The organism is Actinopolymorpha cephalotaxi, from assembly GCF_013408535.1.
GTDB lineage: Bacteria > Actinomycetota > Actinomycetes > Propionibacteriales > Actinopolymorphaceae > Actinopolymorpha > Actinopolymorpha cephalotaxi.
On record NZ_JACBZA010000001.1, the window covers coordinates 4,753,613 to 4,767,928 of the forward strand.

10 protein-coding genes and 1 pseudogene are annotated in these 14,316 nt (G+C 64.7%); 6 read left to right on the forward strand and 5 right to left on the reverse strand.

Annotation, left to right across the window (positions count from 1 at the left end; genetic code table 11):
• Positions 1-316 precede the first annotated feature (316 nt).
• On the forward strand, positions 317-889 hold the full coding sequence (locus FHR37_RS20980) for a DUF6642 family protein (protein ID WP_092888151.1): 573 nt from the start codon (positions 317-319) through the stop codon (positions 887-889).
• Positions 890-1,313: 424 nt separating this feature from the next.
• Here the strand turns inward: FHR37_RS20980 and FHR37_RS20985 are convergent, their stop codons facing one another.
• Positions 1,314-2,699, reverse strand: a complete 1,386-nt coding sequence (locus FHR37_RS20985) for an HNH endonuclease family protein (protein WP_378079819.1) — start codon at positions 2,697-2,699, stop codon at positions 1,314-1,316.
• Positions 2,700-2,708: 9 nt separating this feature from the next.
• Positions 2,709-3,410, reverse strand: a pseudogene (locus FHR37_RS33500) (DUF262 domain-containing protein); the annotation flags it as partial.
• Between the two features lie 699 nt (positions 3,411-4,109).
• On the opposite strand from FHR37_RS33500, the gene FHR37_RS32625 reads away from it, so the two are divergent.
• On the forward strand, positions 4,110-4,232 hold the full coding sequence (locus tag FHR37_RS32625; RefSeq protein ID WP_269086102.1) for a hypothetical protein: 123 nt from the start codon (positions 4,110-4,112) through the stop codon (positions 4,230-4,232).
• 84 nt (positions 4,233-4,316) lie between these two features.
• Here FHR37_RS32625 and FHR37_RS20990 read toward each other — a convergent pair whose 3' ends face one another.
• From FHR37_RS20990 to FHR37_RS21000, 3 genes are all read right to left on the reverse strand, one after another.
• Positions 4,317-4,976, reverse strand: a complete 660-nt coding sequence (locus FHR37_RS20990) for a hypothetical protein (protein ID WP_139239150.1) — start codon at positions 4,974-4,976, stop codon at positions 4,317-4,319.
• 983 nt (positions 4,977-5,959) lie between these two features.
• Positions 5,960-6,424: a universal stress protein gene (locus FHR37_RS20995; protein WP_092888139.1), complete on the reverse strand. Its 465-nt coding sequence runs from the start codon at positions 6,422-6,424 to the stop codon at positions 5,960-5,962.
• Positions 6,425-6,542: 118 nt separating this feature from the next.
• Complete coding sequence (locus FHR37_RS21000) at positions 6,543-6,707, reverse strand: hypothetical protein (RefSeq protein WP_175542774.1); 165 nt, start codon at positions 6,705-6,707, stop codon at positions 6,543-6,545.
• A 633-nt stretch (positions 6,708-7,340) separates the two neighbouring features.
• Between FHR37_RS21000 and FHR37_RS33505 the strand changes: the two genes are divergently transcribed.
• From FHR37_RS33505 to FHR37_RS21020, 4 genes are all read left to right on the forward strand, one after another.
• A complete protein-coding gene (locus tag FHR37_RS33505) occupies positions 7,341-7,835 on the forward strand; it encodes a GAF domain-containing protein (protein WP_092888136.1) in 495 nt (164 codons plus the stop codon).
• 264 nt (positions 7,836-8,099) lie between these two features.
• Positions 8,100-8,486: a CU044_2847 family protein gene (locus FHR37_RS21010; RefSeq protein WP_139239149.1), complete on the forward strand. Its 387-nt coding sequence runs from the start codon at positions 8,100-8,102 to the stop codon at positions 8,484-8,486.
• Positions 8,483-12,517, forward strand: coding sequence for a trypsin-like peptidase domain-containing protein (locus FHR37_RS21015; RefSeq protein WP_238344804.1), 4,035 nt, complete (start codon positions 8,483-8,485; stop codon positions 12,515-12,517). The genes FHR37_RS21010 and FHR37_RS21015 overlap by 4 nt, the downstream gene beginning before the upstream one ends.
• A gap of 456 nt (positions 12,518-12,973) precedes the next feature.
• Positions 12,974-14,020: an IS110 family RNA-guided transposase gene (locus tag FHR37_RS21020; RefSeq protein ID WP_179771016.1), complete on the forward strand. Its 1,047-nt coding sequence runs from the start codon at positions 12,974-12,976 to the stop codon at positions 14,018-14,020.
• Positions 14,021-14,316: the final 296 nt, after the last annotated feature.

Consider the following 14,316-nt stretch of genomic DNA (forward strand, 5'->3'; position numbering starts at 1 on the left):
CTCGCCAGTGCACAACCAAGAACGTGATCGTTTGGTGACGCCGGTCTCGCGAGCATGTCCCCCGTCGGCCATCTGGTCTGACCAGATCTGCAGAAGAGATTCGCTGCTCACCAACGGACCTGCCCCCAAGAAGGAGCCATAGCCATGAGTTGCCCGCCCCGGCACGCGACTGGGTAGCCACCGCCCGCCCGGCTGTGACAAGTTCGATCCGAGTGTCTCCTCGGTCACGTAACCTCAGTGATCATCACCGTTCCAGCTCCACGCCCCGTCGGCGCTGAGCTCGACCGCCAACTAGCGATCTACTACTGGAGATGCCTTGCCCGCGCCACGTGGAGTCTTCTGCCTCGAGGGTCAATGGGACGAGAACCTGACCGACACCAGCTCCGTACGTCCGGCGCTTGAGCTACTAGAGCGACTCGGCTACATACAGTTCATTCATAAGGACGTCGCCACAGTCGCCGAGCTGGACTACTTCTTGGATAGCTGGGCCAAGAAGGCATACAGCGATTTTGAAGTAGGGTACTTCGCGATGCATGGAGAATCCGGGAGACTCAAGCTTTCCAGCCGCCAGATTGTTCCCCTCCATCACATCGGGCAGCGCCTAGAAGGAAAATGCGGAGGCCGACGGTTGTACTTTGGAAGCTGCTCAGTAATGAGCGCCTCTGATACCTTACTAAAAGACTTCCTAAAATTGACAGGCGCCGAACTTATCTGCGGGTATACGAAGGATGTTGACTGGCTCGACACTGCCGCCTTCGATGTGGCGTTCCTAGGGCACTTGGCTAGCGGTGCACAGAAAGATCTGCTGACGACTCCACACTGGAGCGCAGTAACACGGAAGCTCGGTTTCCGCATCCTCTACTCCGATGGGCGAAAAAACAGCCGCTAGGATCACGGATCGGCGTTCGGCGCAGGAGGCAGAATATGGGCAATTTTAACGCAGTGTGGGCACGCATTGAAGCCAGCGCTGGACAGGAGTTCCACACGAAGACCGGGCTCCCGTTTGTCTACCGCGTAGAAGGGACCAGCGTGATTCCAGACAGAACCGAGTACACGATCCATAAGAGTCAGTTCCGGAAAGCATATGACCTCATGCCGCTAGCAGAATCAAGCGAGATCAATTCGATGGCGCGAGGGCCAGCGTATGTTTACGCGATCCTTGCGGATCGGCGGAGGCGGGTCTGACTCGTCAAGCATCGGTTCGAGCTCCCGACCTGTTTCGCTGCCACGTTTGGCTGAACCACATGGCCGGCCGCCACGCGGTCGCCAGCAGGTGAATCAAACGCGCGCTGCCGACGAGGCGCAGTAGGTCGTCAGGACTGCAGGTAGGAAGGTACCTGACGATCAAGCGCCGCGAACGCGGCGACTAGTGCCGTCCGATCATCCTCCAGGCCACCTGGAAGTTCGTCTGGAACGGAGTCCTCGGGCTCCAGGAAGTACTCCGCCACCGCGCGGACAAACCTCCGATCCGAGTGGCTGTAGCCCTCCCAACCTTGGAGGAGTTCGGTCAATCCATCAGCGATCTTGCCCGCGAGAGACGAATGCTCGGCATGACCGGCAAGGTGGGCAGGCAGACGAGTTGCCAGCGATCGGATCTCCTGAGCCGTGGTGTCGGTGGCATACGGCTCAATCGCCGGCCACAGCGCGCCGACCCTCTCTCGGAAGTCGTCGAGCGATGTTTTGTGCTCGTACCGGAGTGCAGGCAATTGGTCGTGTGGGACTGGATCGACGCGCCAGATGCTCTCCGCCACCTCCGCGAGCCAACGCTGGCGGGCATCGATCTGCTCTGGTCCCCAGGTCCCGTACTGGCATAGTTCCTGGGTGATCCTCACCTGAGAGTCGCCGTAGTACCGCGTCTTCTGTTCGAACACCTTGTTGCTGGCCGGTATGTTCAGGCCCGCGAACAAGAGGGTCAGGTTCCCCCACCGATTCACGTACTCCTGGTGCTGATCGGCAAACGATCCTAGGTTGGCGGACCACTCCTTGTTGAGCGTCTGCGGCATGACATGCTCGATGTGTACGAGGGTGGACACGTCGACCATCTTCTCCAACGCCGGATGCAGTGCCTGCTCTATCCGCTGGAGCGTGTAGCGGACGAGGTACTGCCGCCCCATCTCCAGGCGCTGGAACGCTACCCGAAACTGCTCGGCATCGGGCATGGCTGCGATGAGGGTCTCGCGCGCCTCCGCCAAATGCGTCCCCTGGCTGTCATGGAGGATCTTGGCCGCCCTGTGATAAACGGGTTCGATCTCGTTGGTCCCTCGACCAACCACGCTGCTGTATCGATAGGTGAGAACCTCCGCCAACCGCGCGAACTCGACGAAGTCCTTCTCCGCCAGGTACCGACGTGCCGGCAGCAGAGCTATGTAGCAGGTGACTGCCCGAAGCGTGGCAAGGTCCTTGAGTACCGCGCTGGTTGGCTCGTGCCCCGCCTTGGACGGCGCCTCGAACTCCCCATACGCGCCGGCAGCAGTCCGAAGATCGGCAAGCACAGACTCTGCGCCGCGGTCTCTCACCAGTTCCTTGAACTGGTCGAAGACGCTGTCCTTCTTCACCTTCGGGACGTAGCCCAAGAGGTAATGCCGAAGGAACCGTGTGACGTCGACACCAGCGCCGAGGTCGTCCAGCATCTCGTCCCACGACGACGCGGCCTGGTCGACGTCCTCCTCAGCGGACCTCTTGGCGATCTCACCAAGCATGTGACTCTTCAGCAGGTCGGCTGCCGACAATTGCAAACCTCGGTCGTTGAGAGTCTCAAATAGTAGGAACGCGTCTCCCAGGTCTCGTACCGCAATGACTACAAGCTCGACCTTGCCTAGCAGTCCCTTCCAGAAGTCTCGAAGCCACTTCTCCTGCCCAAGCTCAGGGAGACGGTCGAGGTGGGACGCGAGGAGTGCGATGATCCGGTCACGATTGCTGAGCAGAGCCCTGTTTCGCGCACGTAAATCCTTGTCCAGCACCCCAACGTCGGACCCGGTCTTGCGAAGCGGGTCACCAACCGACCGAAGTGTGAAGTCGCGGAACACAGCCCAGTTTGCGTTCCCGGTTCTGAACTTGAACTGTGCGTCGCCATTCGCAAGATCGTCCGCGATGAACCGCTTCTCGATCTGCTGGACGTCATTGGTCATGCCACGGGCATGACACGCGTCGCGAACAGCGCCCAGTATCAGCATCAGCGTGGTCAGTCGTTGTTGGCCGTCGATGACCAGTGGCCGAGCATCATCTTCGGCCGCCAGAACGACCGAGCCGATGAAGTGACCTGCCTGCACGTTCTCGCTCAGGTCGTTCCACAGGTCGTCGACCTGCTCACGGGTCCACGAGTACGGCCGCTGGTACGGAGGGATCCTGAACTGCTGCTCGTCGACCGCCAGGAGCGCCTTCAGTGTCTGCTTCTCGGCTTTGAGTTCCATCAGTCGAGCGCCTCCCGATCGGACTCCTCCGAGGTCAGCGAGGCTGAACTGCGCCCTGCCGGGAGTACGACCTTCTGTCCGGATGAGCCTTGCCGTTCGTTCGATGTCCTCGTCGACCCGATGTCCATGCCACCGCCTCGGAAGCAATCGTCATGATCAAGACCTCAGGTTACTCATGCGCCGTAGGCAATGTGGGCAGTGATCACTATCGACCAACTTCGGGCTAGCCAGATCACCCGGACCGGCCATCTTCGCCGGACACCCGCGCTCGCCGCTGGCTTGCCAGTTGGCGAAGCGCAGAGGGGAGCGATACGCCTCGCGGATGCTGCCGTACCAGCTCTCGATGGGCGTCAGGGTGCCGCGGAACTCGCTTGACTCCGAACAGAATCCGCCGACATCCCGGCTCGATGTGATTGGCGCCAACGACAACGGCCCCGGACCTGTTTGCGCAGGTCAGGGGCCGCATCTTCGTGTGGCAGGTACTGGATTCGAACCAGTGTCGGCTGAGCCGACGGTTCTACAGGAAGGCCCCAACCGGGCGCCGAGCTGCAGCTTTGCCGGCTGGTGTCAATACCGCCACGACTACGCCGCAGGCAAGGAACGGCGCGCGGTTCGGTCGCATCGGTCGGTCTCGTGTCCGCATCAGGCTCGTGAGGTGGCGGAGGTCGCGGTCGCGGAGATGCGGCCGGTGCATCCGCGGTGAGGTCCGACGTCGGCTTCCAGCTCCAGGTCGTAGGCAGCGCCGATGTGGCCGTCCTAATGCTCCGCGCCCGCGACATCGCCCCCGACGAGGTCCCGCGCGACCTCGACCCTGAGATCTGATCACGACGCCTTAGCTGCCGACGCGCGTTCTTGTGAACGACCAGCGGGACCAGTTCGCCCGTAGAACGCAGATGGCATCCGGGACTACTGCAGGGTCCACCAGGTCGTGCGACGGAGTGCGCCGGCCCAGCTGAAGCTGAGGTGGAAGTGGTTCGTGTGCGAGTTCGACGTCCCCGTGTACGGCAGCCACCCCTCGTTGGGACGGTAGGCGCGCCACATCTTGCGGTTCCAGATCGCGTACATGATTCCCAACCGGCGGGCCATGGCGTGCCGGTTGCCGTGGCTGTCCGGTCGCAGCAGCCACCAGAAGAAGTCGTTGGCAGCCTTGCGGGACGAGCGCGAGTACGCGTTGAACGCCACGTCCAAAGCACGGCCCTCGGCGTGCTCGCTGACGCCACCGGTACAGGGATGCCCGATGCTCCAGGCACGGTTGCCGTACGTACGGAGGATGAGGTTCCTCACGTCGACGACGCCGGGCTTCGACGCAGTGCCACACGTCGTCCCCCCGTCGTAGGCGGCGTACGCGTCGATCCTCGCCGGGAATGAAGGCGTGGGCGGCATCTTCCGCGACCACTGGACGAGCTCCAGGCCCAGGTCCTCGCTGTGAACGAGGGGTTCCTCGTTCTCCTGTTTCTGTCGTGCGGAGGCCGCGTAGGTCAACGGTGCGGCGACCGCTCCCAACACCACGGCGCTGACCAGATCCCTGCGCGTCGGCCGGATCCACCGATTACTCGATTCGCCCATGGCCCCAAGCTGACTGCATGCGCGGTGTTCGAAGGAGGTGGCCGAAGGCTCATCCGGCGAATCCGGTTGACCTTGCAAATTTCTCACACAAGGCCCGGCTGCTCAGGACCAACCTTGCGTGAGCCGTGAATGTCGTACGGGTCTCACGCTCAGGGAATGGGCGATGGGTGGCCTGTCCATGATCGGACACTGGTCCGTCGAGATCTGTACGACCTTGCCGCATGCATGGGATCCGTCGTCAGCCCGTCATTGCGTGGAGCACAAACACTCTTGTAAGTCAGTATGAGCCCTGGCCGTCGGAGCCTGCTCTGCCGCCGAGGTAGTTGCAGCTGCATCCCTTGCCGCCAGCGTCAAAGGATGCGCCACGGTTCGTGGAGCTCGACATCAGTCGATCTACGCCTGGCGACACCAAGACTTATCGACAAGGGGCTCGTGGCTGGTCTGACGAGCAAGGAGAAGGCGGAGCCGGCCGCGGCGAAGAAGCGGATCGCCGACTTGTAGACCGAGCTGGCCGGCGCGAACTGGCGTTCGGCAAACGGGGCCACACGCTGACCCAGTGCTCGTGAGCGCTCACACCTCAAAGATATGAGGCACGCTGCAAGAGTCCGTCCTCATACCCGCCTGAGAGGAGCAGACTGGTGTCTTGGGGGAATTCATGACTGGATCCGGAGGCACCGTCCGCATCCGCCGCAGCGAGCCCGGGCAGGGATGGGAGGCACGCTGGGAACGCGGGGACATCGGTAGCTCGTTCCGAAGCCGCGAGAAGGACGCCGTCCTGAAGTGGGCATCGAGCCGCCCCGCCGACAACTGGCTTATCCAGGACCCGGACACGGGCGAATGGTCTCCGTGGACCCCGCCCATCGAGCCTTGAGCACCCAAGGAACAAGAACGGCAATCTCGCAATTCGGGCGCAGGAGGCAGTCGTCCAAACGACCTGCGACGCGCATAGCTGACGACCCGGTCCAATGCCGGCCCCCTGACCGTCACCTATCGGATCGACATGTTGCTCCGGAGCGGACCACCACGACCGGGCACGGCGCGTGCTGGACACACTGCAGGCTGACCGACCCCAACAGCGTACCGACGAACCCACCGTGCCCACGGCTGCCGACCACAAGCAGGTCCGCGTTCTTGGCCCGATCCAGCAGCACTTCGGCGGCATGACCACGCTGTACCTGACTCTCCAGCAGGACATCGGGATATACGGCAGCAACCTGTTCGACGGCAGCAGCAAGCGAGCGCTCGGCAGCGTCAGCGAAGTCCTCGCCGGTAAACACGGTCGGCCCAACCGTGTAGGCAGTCGGTAAGTCCCAGACGCACACCGCCTCCGCAACCCCACCGCTGATCTGGGCCTGTCTCAGTGCCCAACGCAGCGCGTCGACAGACACCTCCGAGCCGTCAACACCGACCACGATGCGCGGCTGCGGTGGCTGTCTGACCTCCGTCATCTCGCTCCTCCTTCATCGGCGCTCGCTGCCATTGACTCATGACGTGACCACACCCGACGCGGGAACAGCCCCGCGGAACCGCTTGGGCCAGGGTCATCTCGGCATGACCTCCTGGTCCTCAGGCCGTAGCAGGTTCTTCATCCTCGACCACGATCTGCCCGGGATGTGCAGCGAAAATGGTGACCATCTCTTCACCTTCGCAGGAGGCGATCTCCTTCGAGTAGACCTCAGCCCTTGAGGTCCGCCGACCGGTCGGCGACGGGTTTGTTGCCAGACGCTTCATCGCGGGGCATACCTCGCACCGGCGCCAGGCCGGGCACAGCCGACATATGGGGGCGACTATCGCGGGCTAAGAAGGTTTCTAAGTCAAACGACGGTCAAGTACCGTCAATAACCTCATGAGCGAACCAGTCGTGATTGGACATACCGGTTTCCGGGGAGTCCGCGTGGGGGCGCTCAAGATTGGCGCAATACGCGGGAGCCGCGATGCGTGTCCGCTTCCCACTGGCCTAGCTTGAGGTTCATGGATGCCAATTGACGGTCGGCTATCCGACTGCGGAACATCGCATCCGGGCCTGCCGGTTCAGGGCCGGTCGAACTACATCAGGTTGATGGCCCGGCCGTCTGATGGGAGTGATTCCCACCTGCGAGCCAGACCTGGTTGATGTGACGTCCCCGCCCAACCAAAGGGACTCCGCCAGCGTCCAAGGCGTCACTGTGTCGTCAAGTGAAGTCACTGACGGCTGTTGGGCCCAGACGATGCGACCCTGTCGCAAGGCTTTCTACAATGCCGATGAAGACCGTGCCCTCGGCGCGAGCCCCGCCAAGCATGTCCGCATGGGACGTTCGGCCGGATCGCAACATCCGGCGCAGCGGCTATTCCAACCGACACTCCGAGTAGGAACGGGAGGTTGTCATGGATCGCGCGAACCCATTCCGTCACCTTGAAACACGCTTCGAGAGGTGTGGATCCTATGAGGATCTACAAGCTGAAGTGTGTCACTCCACTCGGGAACTCACCGGCGCCTCAGGTGTATGCTTCGTCCTCAAAGAAGAGGATCAATGCCGCCACGTGGCAGTGGACTCGGACATCCCATTGTGGCTTGACCAGAGTTTCCCGATAGACAGATGCCTTAGCGGCTGGGCAATACTTCATGCGACAACAGCGGTGGCGCCTGACATTCACAAAGACAGCCGGGCCGCGAAGGTAGCACATCTACCAACGCCGGTCCACAGCATGATGATGTGCCCAATCATCGATGGCGAACCGGTCGGCGCGATCGGTGCATGCTGGCCGCAGTCGGGTATTCCAAGCGCACATTGCCTCGCGGTACTCGAGAAGATCGCGTCGCTCAGCGGATCGGCCCTGCGCCGCCTCGACGGCAGACGGTCGGCGCCAAACAGGTTCTGACGACACCGGCGGTTGGCTGTCCGCCAGGCGCTTTGGGTGGCACGAGGGTCGGAGAGTCACGCCGAGTATGGGAGGGCGCGGCGGGTCGCGGACAGTTGACGCCGTACGTGCCACGCGCACATTCGACCGTTCGGCCGATTTCCGATGAGTCCGCTTGAAGTACTGCAGTCCGGGTGGCGCCCCGCTAACGTTCAAGAATGCGCATGGCTGGCCTGAGCCCAGCTGAACAGGCAAAGCCACACGCCAGTGTCCCGGGGGGTGCCGATGGCGGACTTTGTGGCCGTGCCGATTGCCGAGGATGCACCTGACGAGCGGTCCGGTGAAGGTCCACCGCTGGTCTTGTTCGAAACGGCGGAAGCTGACCTGGTGGAGCTCCATGGTGGCCGGCCGGACGTAGGGGAACTGGCGGCCGGTACGGCGGGGCACCTGGAGGCGATCGGGGCCGCTGCCGAACAGGTGTACCGGTCACTGAGGGCGCGATTGCAACCGGACACGGTGGAGATGGAAATCTCGATCGGGCTGTCCGGTGAGGTTGGCTGGTTCGTGGCGAAGTCGTCGGCGTCGGGAAGCCTCAAGCTGAAACTGGCCTGGAAGCCGGAGCCACCGGCGGAACCGGGGACGCCGGCGGAACCGGACGTACGACGGTCATGACGGCAGATCTCGATGCCGTAGTTGCCGCGACTGCGGAGGTGTGGGTCGGCGGACGTCGTGCCGGATCAGCGGTCCTGGTGGACGGGGAGCATCTGTTGACCGCCGCCCACGTCGTGCAGCAGGCGGTCTCGGGACAACAATTGATGGTCGCGTTTCCATCGGCGTCCCATGACCTGCCGGTGGACCTGGTGCCTTTCCCGAAACCTGCCCAGGTCGATCTCGCGGTACTGCGGCTGCGGCATGGGGAAGCCCCCGCCGATTCGATCGGGCTGGCGGCGAGGCGGCGGATGCCCACGAGAGTCAAGGTGTTCGGTTACCCGCGGGCGGAGAAGGTGCCGAAAGGGGTGTGGCGAGACTTCGACGTCTCGGGCCCGTCCACCGCCGGAACGGTGCAGCTGGACTGGCGAGACCTCGGCACCTTGCCAGGACACAGCGGTGGGCCCGTGGTCGATCCGGACGGGGCGCTGGCCGGGATTCTGGTGGAAGGCGCCCAGGCCGGGAGGTTCGATCGATTCTTGCCGCTGACCACGATCGAGAGTGTGTGGCCCGCGCTTCGCCGACCGTGGCTGTTCGCGGGCGAGGGTGCCCGCTCGCACGTGCAGGCCCGGGCGGCGGGGCAGCGAGGCCGGCTCGCCGGCGGGGACATGTTCCGCGGGCGCAAGAACGCACTGGAGAAGGTCCGCGGCTGGCTTGAAGATGGACGGTCACCAGGACGAGTCCTGGTCATCACCGGCCAGCCCGGCGCCGGCAAGTCCGCCGTGCTGTCCCGCGCCGCGCTGGCTGCCGAAGCCGCACCGCCTGTTTCTCCGCACGCCTCCGGGGTCGTGGTGCATGCCAGGGAAGCCGACGCTCCGATGTTCATCAACGCGATATCAGACGCTCACGGCTTGAGGACCCCCGACCACGCGATCGGCCTGCTGGCCGCACTCGACGGCCTGTCTCCTGAGCCGGCGCGCCTGGCGGTCATGGTGGACGCGCTAGACGAGGCGGCCAGTGAAGCTGATCGCCGGACCATCGCTGGACTGCTCGTCGAGCTGGCCCGCCTGCCGTGGCTGCGGGTCGTGGTCGCCACCCGCCCGCTGGCCGCCGTCGAGTGGTACGAGCCAGGTGGCCTACTGTCAAGCCTGGGCGTGCGTGACGAGAAGGCACAGAACCTGATCGACCTCGACGGCCCCCTCTACCGCGACCGGCAGGCGCTGCGCGACTTCGCCACCGCGCTGCTGGGCCAGGAAGGCGTCAAGCGTCCTGGCCCACCAGAGGCCGCCTGGACCGGCTATCGCCGGAATCCCGAAGTCTGCGAACGGCTCTCCGCACTGATCGCGGCCCAGGCCGGCGACAACTTCCTCGTCGCAGCACTGACCGCCGACCTGCTCTCTCAGCAGGACGAACTCGTCGACCCTCTTGCGCCGGGGTTCGATCCGGACCACCTGCCCACCAGCGTCGGAGAGGCACTGACCAAGTACCTCGACCTCCTCCCATCCGACCGGAAGGCCCACCTCAAGGCACTGCTCACCGGTCTGGCGTTCGCCCACGGGGCTGGCGTCAGCGACCAGCTTTGGCTGCGGTTCACCGCAGCGCTCGGCTATCAGGTGAGTCAGCACGATATCGACATGCTGCGCGACAGCGCGGCCACCGACTATCTCCTGAGCACAACCGGCAAACAGGCCGGCCGTACCACCCGGCTGTTCCACCAGGCGCTTACAGACCAGCTGCTGCAACAGCGCAGCTTCTCCGACCATCAGGCGGTGTACCGGGCGCTACTCGCTCGCGTGAACGACAGCGGTGGGTGGGCTCATGATGCGTACGCCCGAGATCACGCGGCCGAACATGCGGCCCGCGCTTCGGAACTCGGCGACCTACTCGATCGCACCGACTACTTGGCCAATGCAGATATCGCCCGGCTCGCAGCCATTGTCGAGGCGACGCCTACATACGACCGCCCGCCGGCGGCGGTCGTCGTACGTACATGCACCCACCGCGCCGTCGATCTCACCGCCGATCAGAAGCTCGCCCTCCTCGCTCTCACAGCAGCTCACCTCGGGCTGGAGAATCTCCGGAACAGATTCAACAGCGCCCGTCATGGGCTTTCGCAGCCCGAATGGGCGCACAGTCTGGGTACCCCGCATCGGACAATGCTCGGCCACACCCGACAGGTGAACGCAGTGGCCGTCGGAACCGGCCCCGACGGCCGGCGACTACTCGCCTCCGCCAGCAGCGACAAGACGGTCCGGCTGTGGGACGTCGACACCGGCCGATCTTTCGGTACTCCTCTGACCGGCCATACCCGACAGGTGAACGCGGTGGCTTTCGGAACCGGCCCCGACGGCCGGCGACTGCTCGCCTCCGCCAGCTGGGACATGACGGTCCGGCTGTGGGACGTCGACGCCGGACAACCCTTCGGTACTCTCCTGACCGGCCACACCGCACCTGTCACTTCGGTGGCCTTCGAATCCGGACCCAACGGCCGGAAACTACTCGCCTCCGCGAGCTGGGACACGACGATACGGCTCTGGGATGCGGGCACCGGCCGGCAGTTCGGTGAACCCCTGACCGGCCACCACGCACCTGTGATGGCGGTGGCCTTCGGAACCGGCCCCGACGGCCGACGGCTGCTCGCCTCCGCCGGCGACGACAAGACGATCCGGCTGTGGGACGCGGACACCGGTGGACCCTTCGGTAGGCCCTTGACCGGCCACACCGCACCGGTGAAGGCGGTGGCGTTCGGAATCGGCCCCGACGGCCGGCGACTGCTCGCCTCCGCCAGCAGTGACAAGCGGGTTCGACTGTGGGACGTGGACACCGGCGAACCGTTCGGGAGGCCCTTGGTCGGCCACACCGCACCTGTTACTTCGGTGGCGTTCGGAACCGGCCCTGACGGCCGACCGCTACTCGCCTCCGCCAGCTGGGACATGACAGTACGACTCTGGGACGTAGCGAACGGCCGGCAACCGTTCGGCACCACCCTGACCGGCCACACGCAGCAGGTGAACGCGGTAGCCGTCGGAACCGGCCCCGACGGCCAACCACTGCTCGCCTCCGCCAGCTGGGACATGACAGTACGACTCTGGGACGTAGCGAACGGCCGGCAACCGTTCGACACCACCCTGACCGGGCACACCCGACAGGTGAACGCGGTAGCCGTCGGAACCGGCCCCCACGGCCAACCACTACTCGCCTCCGCCAGCTGGGACAATACGGTCCGGCTCTGGCACGCGAACAGCGGCCGCCAGTTCGGCTCGCCGCTGGTCGGCCACACCCGGCAAGTGACGGCGGCAGCTTTCGGAAGCGGCCCCGACGGCCGGCGCCTGCTCGCCTCCGCCAGTTGGGACACGACAGTCCGGCTGTGGGATGTGGACACCGGCGAGCCGTTCGGTGCCGCCCTGACCGGCCACACCCGACAGGTGAACACGGTGGCCTTCGGGACCGGCCCCGACGGCCTACGACTGCTCGCCTCCGCCGGCAACGACAAAACGATACGACTGTGGGACGTCGACACTCGCCGACCGTTCGGCAACCCTCTCGCCGAACACACCGAACGGGTGTCCGCGGTGGCGTTCGGAACCGGCCCCGACGGTCGACGGCTACTCGCCTCCGCCGGCTGGGACAAGACCGTGCGGCTGTGGGACGTCGACACCGGTAGACCGTTCGCCACTCCCCTGGTCGAACACATCCGACCGGTGACCGCGGTCGCCTTCGGGACCGGCCCCGACGGCATCCGACTGCTCGCCTCCGCCGGTCAGGACGCGACGGTCCGCCTGTGGAACGTCGACACAGGCAGACCGTTCGGCAACCCCCTCGCCGAGCACACCGAGCAGGTGACCACGGTGGCGTTCGGAACCGGCCCCGACGGTCGACGGCTACTCGCCTCCGCCGGCTGGGACAAGACCGTGCGGCTGTGGGACGTCGCCACCGGCCGGTGTGTAGAGATGATTCCGATGCTCAACGAGTCTCGCAATCTCACCGCGAACGACGGAAGCCTCTACGTCGCCACCGGGATCAGCCTTGTCATGTTCAAGCTGAGGCCGAAGTGACTTACCACTGCAACCCCCGCCCGGGGTCAGTTTCCGCGAAGCGTTGACACCAACGGACTTCGAGCAGCGGACTGCGGCGCGTGGGGGTAGAGGTGTCCGTGTCTGCTGGCTGATCCACGAAGATCTGAACACCCGCGAAGTCGAGCGCGGACTGTTCAACAAGCCGGCGGTGCGCTTCCACGTAGTCGACAGGGATCGCCGCTCTACGCGTCTACGACACGCCCATCAACAAGCGCCTGCCGTACACCACCTTGCTCAGTGTCAAGGTGACGTGCAGGGCTCGGCTGGCTCGCTCCACCACTCTGTGCCGTTGGTGGCCATGTCCAGTTGTGCGGCCGGCCGGGACCTGCTGGACCGACCGGCGTGGCTTGATAGGAGCGTGGCGTCGCCCCAACTGAGCTGTGCCCACCGGCCGGTCCTGTCACCCATCACCGAATGAAGAGGGAGACAGGTTCCATGGTCGTACTCGGAATCGATGCTCACAAGCGCAGCCACACCGTCGTCGCGGTCGACGACCTCGGTCGTAAGCTCGGCCAGCGCACGACCGGAACAACCACCGACGATCACCTGGCCACGCTGACGTGGGCAGAGCAGTTCGGCGACGAGAGGATGTGGGCGGTTGAGGACTGCCGACACCTGTCCCGACGTCTCGAACGTGACCTGCTCGGTGCTGGGGAACGCATCGTGCGCGTCCCTCCCAAGCTGATGGCTCATGTCCGCGACAGCGCCCGCAGCTACGGTAAGTCCGACCCGATCGACGCATTGGCGGTTGCGCGAGCGGCCCTACGCGAGCCGAACCTGCCGACCGCGCGTCTGGACGGGCCTGCACGCGAAGTCAGGCTGCTGTTAAGCCACCGCGACGACATGGTCGCCGAACGGACCCGTGTGATCAACCGCCTTCGCTGGCACCTCCACGAGATCGACCCGTCCTGGCAGCTCCCGCCCCGCACTTTGTGGAGGCCGAAGAACCTTGCCGGCGTCACCGCTCGCCTGATCGGCATCGATGGGCTGGTGGCCCGACTTGCCCGAGACCTCGTGGACCGCTGCCGCGACCTCACCGCGCAGATCCGTGCGCTCGACCGTGAACTCGAACCGCTGGTATCCCGCCTGGCGCCGAACCTGCTTGAGCTGCCCGGGTGCGCGATCCTGACCGCCGCAAAGATCATCGGAGAGACCGCCGACGTCACACGGTTCCGCTCCCGGCACGCCTTCGCACGCCACAACGGGACCGCCCCCGTCCCGGTCTGGTCCGGCAACCACGAACGGCATCGGCTATCCCGCATCGGCAACCGACAACTCAATGCCGCTCTGCACCGCATCGCAATCACCCAGGCCCACTACCACCCACAGGCACGAGAGTTTCTCCAACGACGACGGACTCAAGGCGATACCAAGACAGAGTCGATCCGTGCCCTCAAACGACGACTCTCCGACGTCGTCTACCGTGCCCTGCAAGCCGACGCCAACATCAACCACGACCCGGCCGTGACGGCCGCCGCTTGACATAGGAGCAACTGGACGCCACTCGCCGGCAACTTCGAAGTCGTCGTCTCGGTCAGCGGTGGCCAGCTCCAGCACCTGTGGCGTGACGGGGGCGGATGGCACAACGGGCCGCTGTTCGGCCACAACATCGCCCGGTCCGGCGCGACCCTCGTGCAGGGAGGCTACGGCTCACCACACGGCAATCTCGAGTGCGTCGCAGTCCGCACTGACGGCACCATGCAGCACTACTGGCGTGACGGCTTCGGCTGGCACGAAGGCCCTGTCATCGGACCAGCCTGACAATGACCATCGACACC

Excerpts from the sequence above, each read along its gene's own strand:
- FHR37_RS21015 (WP_238344804.1), top strand. The coding sequence starts at position 8,483 with ATGACGGCAGATCTCGATGCCGTAGTTGCCGCGACTGCGGAGGTGTGG.
- FHR37_RS20990 (WP_139239150.1), bottom strand. The coding sequence starts at position 4,976 with ATGGGCGAATCGAGTAATCGGTGGATCCGGCCGACGCGCAGGGATCTG.
- FHR37_RS20995 (WP_092888139.1), bottom strand. The coding sequence starts at position 6,424 with ATGACGGAGGTCAGACAGCCACCGCAGCCGCGCATCGTGGTCGGTGTT.
- FHR37_RS21020 (WP_179771016.1), top strand. The coding sequence starts at position 12,974 with ATGGTCGTACTCGGAATCGATGCTCACAAGCGCAGCCACACCGTCGTC.
- FHR37_RS21000 (WP_175542774.1), bottom strand. The coding sequence starts at position 6,707 with ATGAAGCGTCTGGCAACAAACCCGTCGCCGACCGGTCGGCGGACCTCA.
- FHR37_RS20985 (WP_378079819.1), bottom strand. The coding sequence starts at position 2,699 with ATGCTTGGTGAGATCGCCAAGAGGTCCGCTGAGGAGGACGTCGACCAG.
- FHR37_RS21010 (WP_139239149.1), top strand. The coding sequence starts at position 8,100 with ATGGCGGACTTTGTGGCCGTGCCGATTGCCGAGGATGCACCTGACGAG.
- FHR37_RS33505 (WP_092888136.1), top strand. The coding sequence starts at position 7,341 with ATGGATCGCGCGAACCCATTCCGTCACCTTGAAACACGCTTCGAGAGG.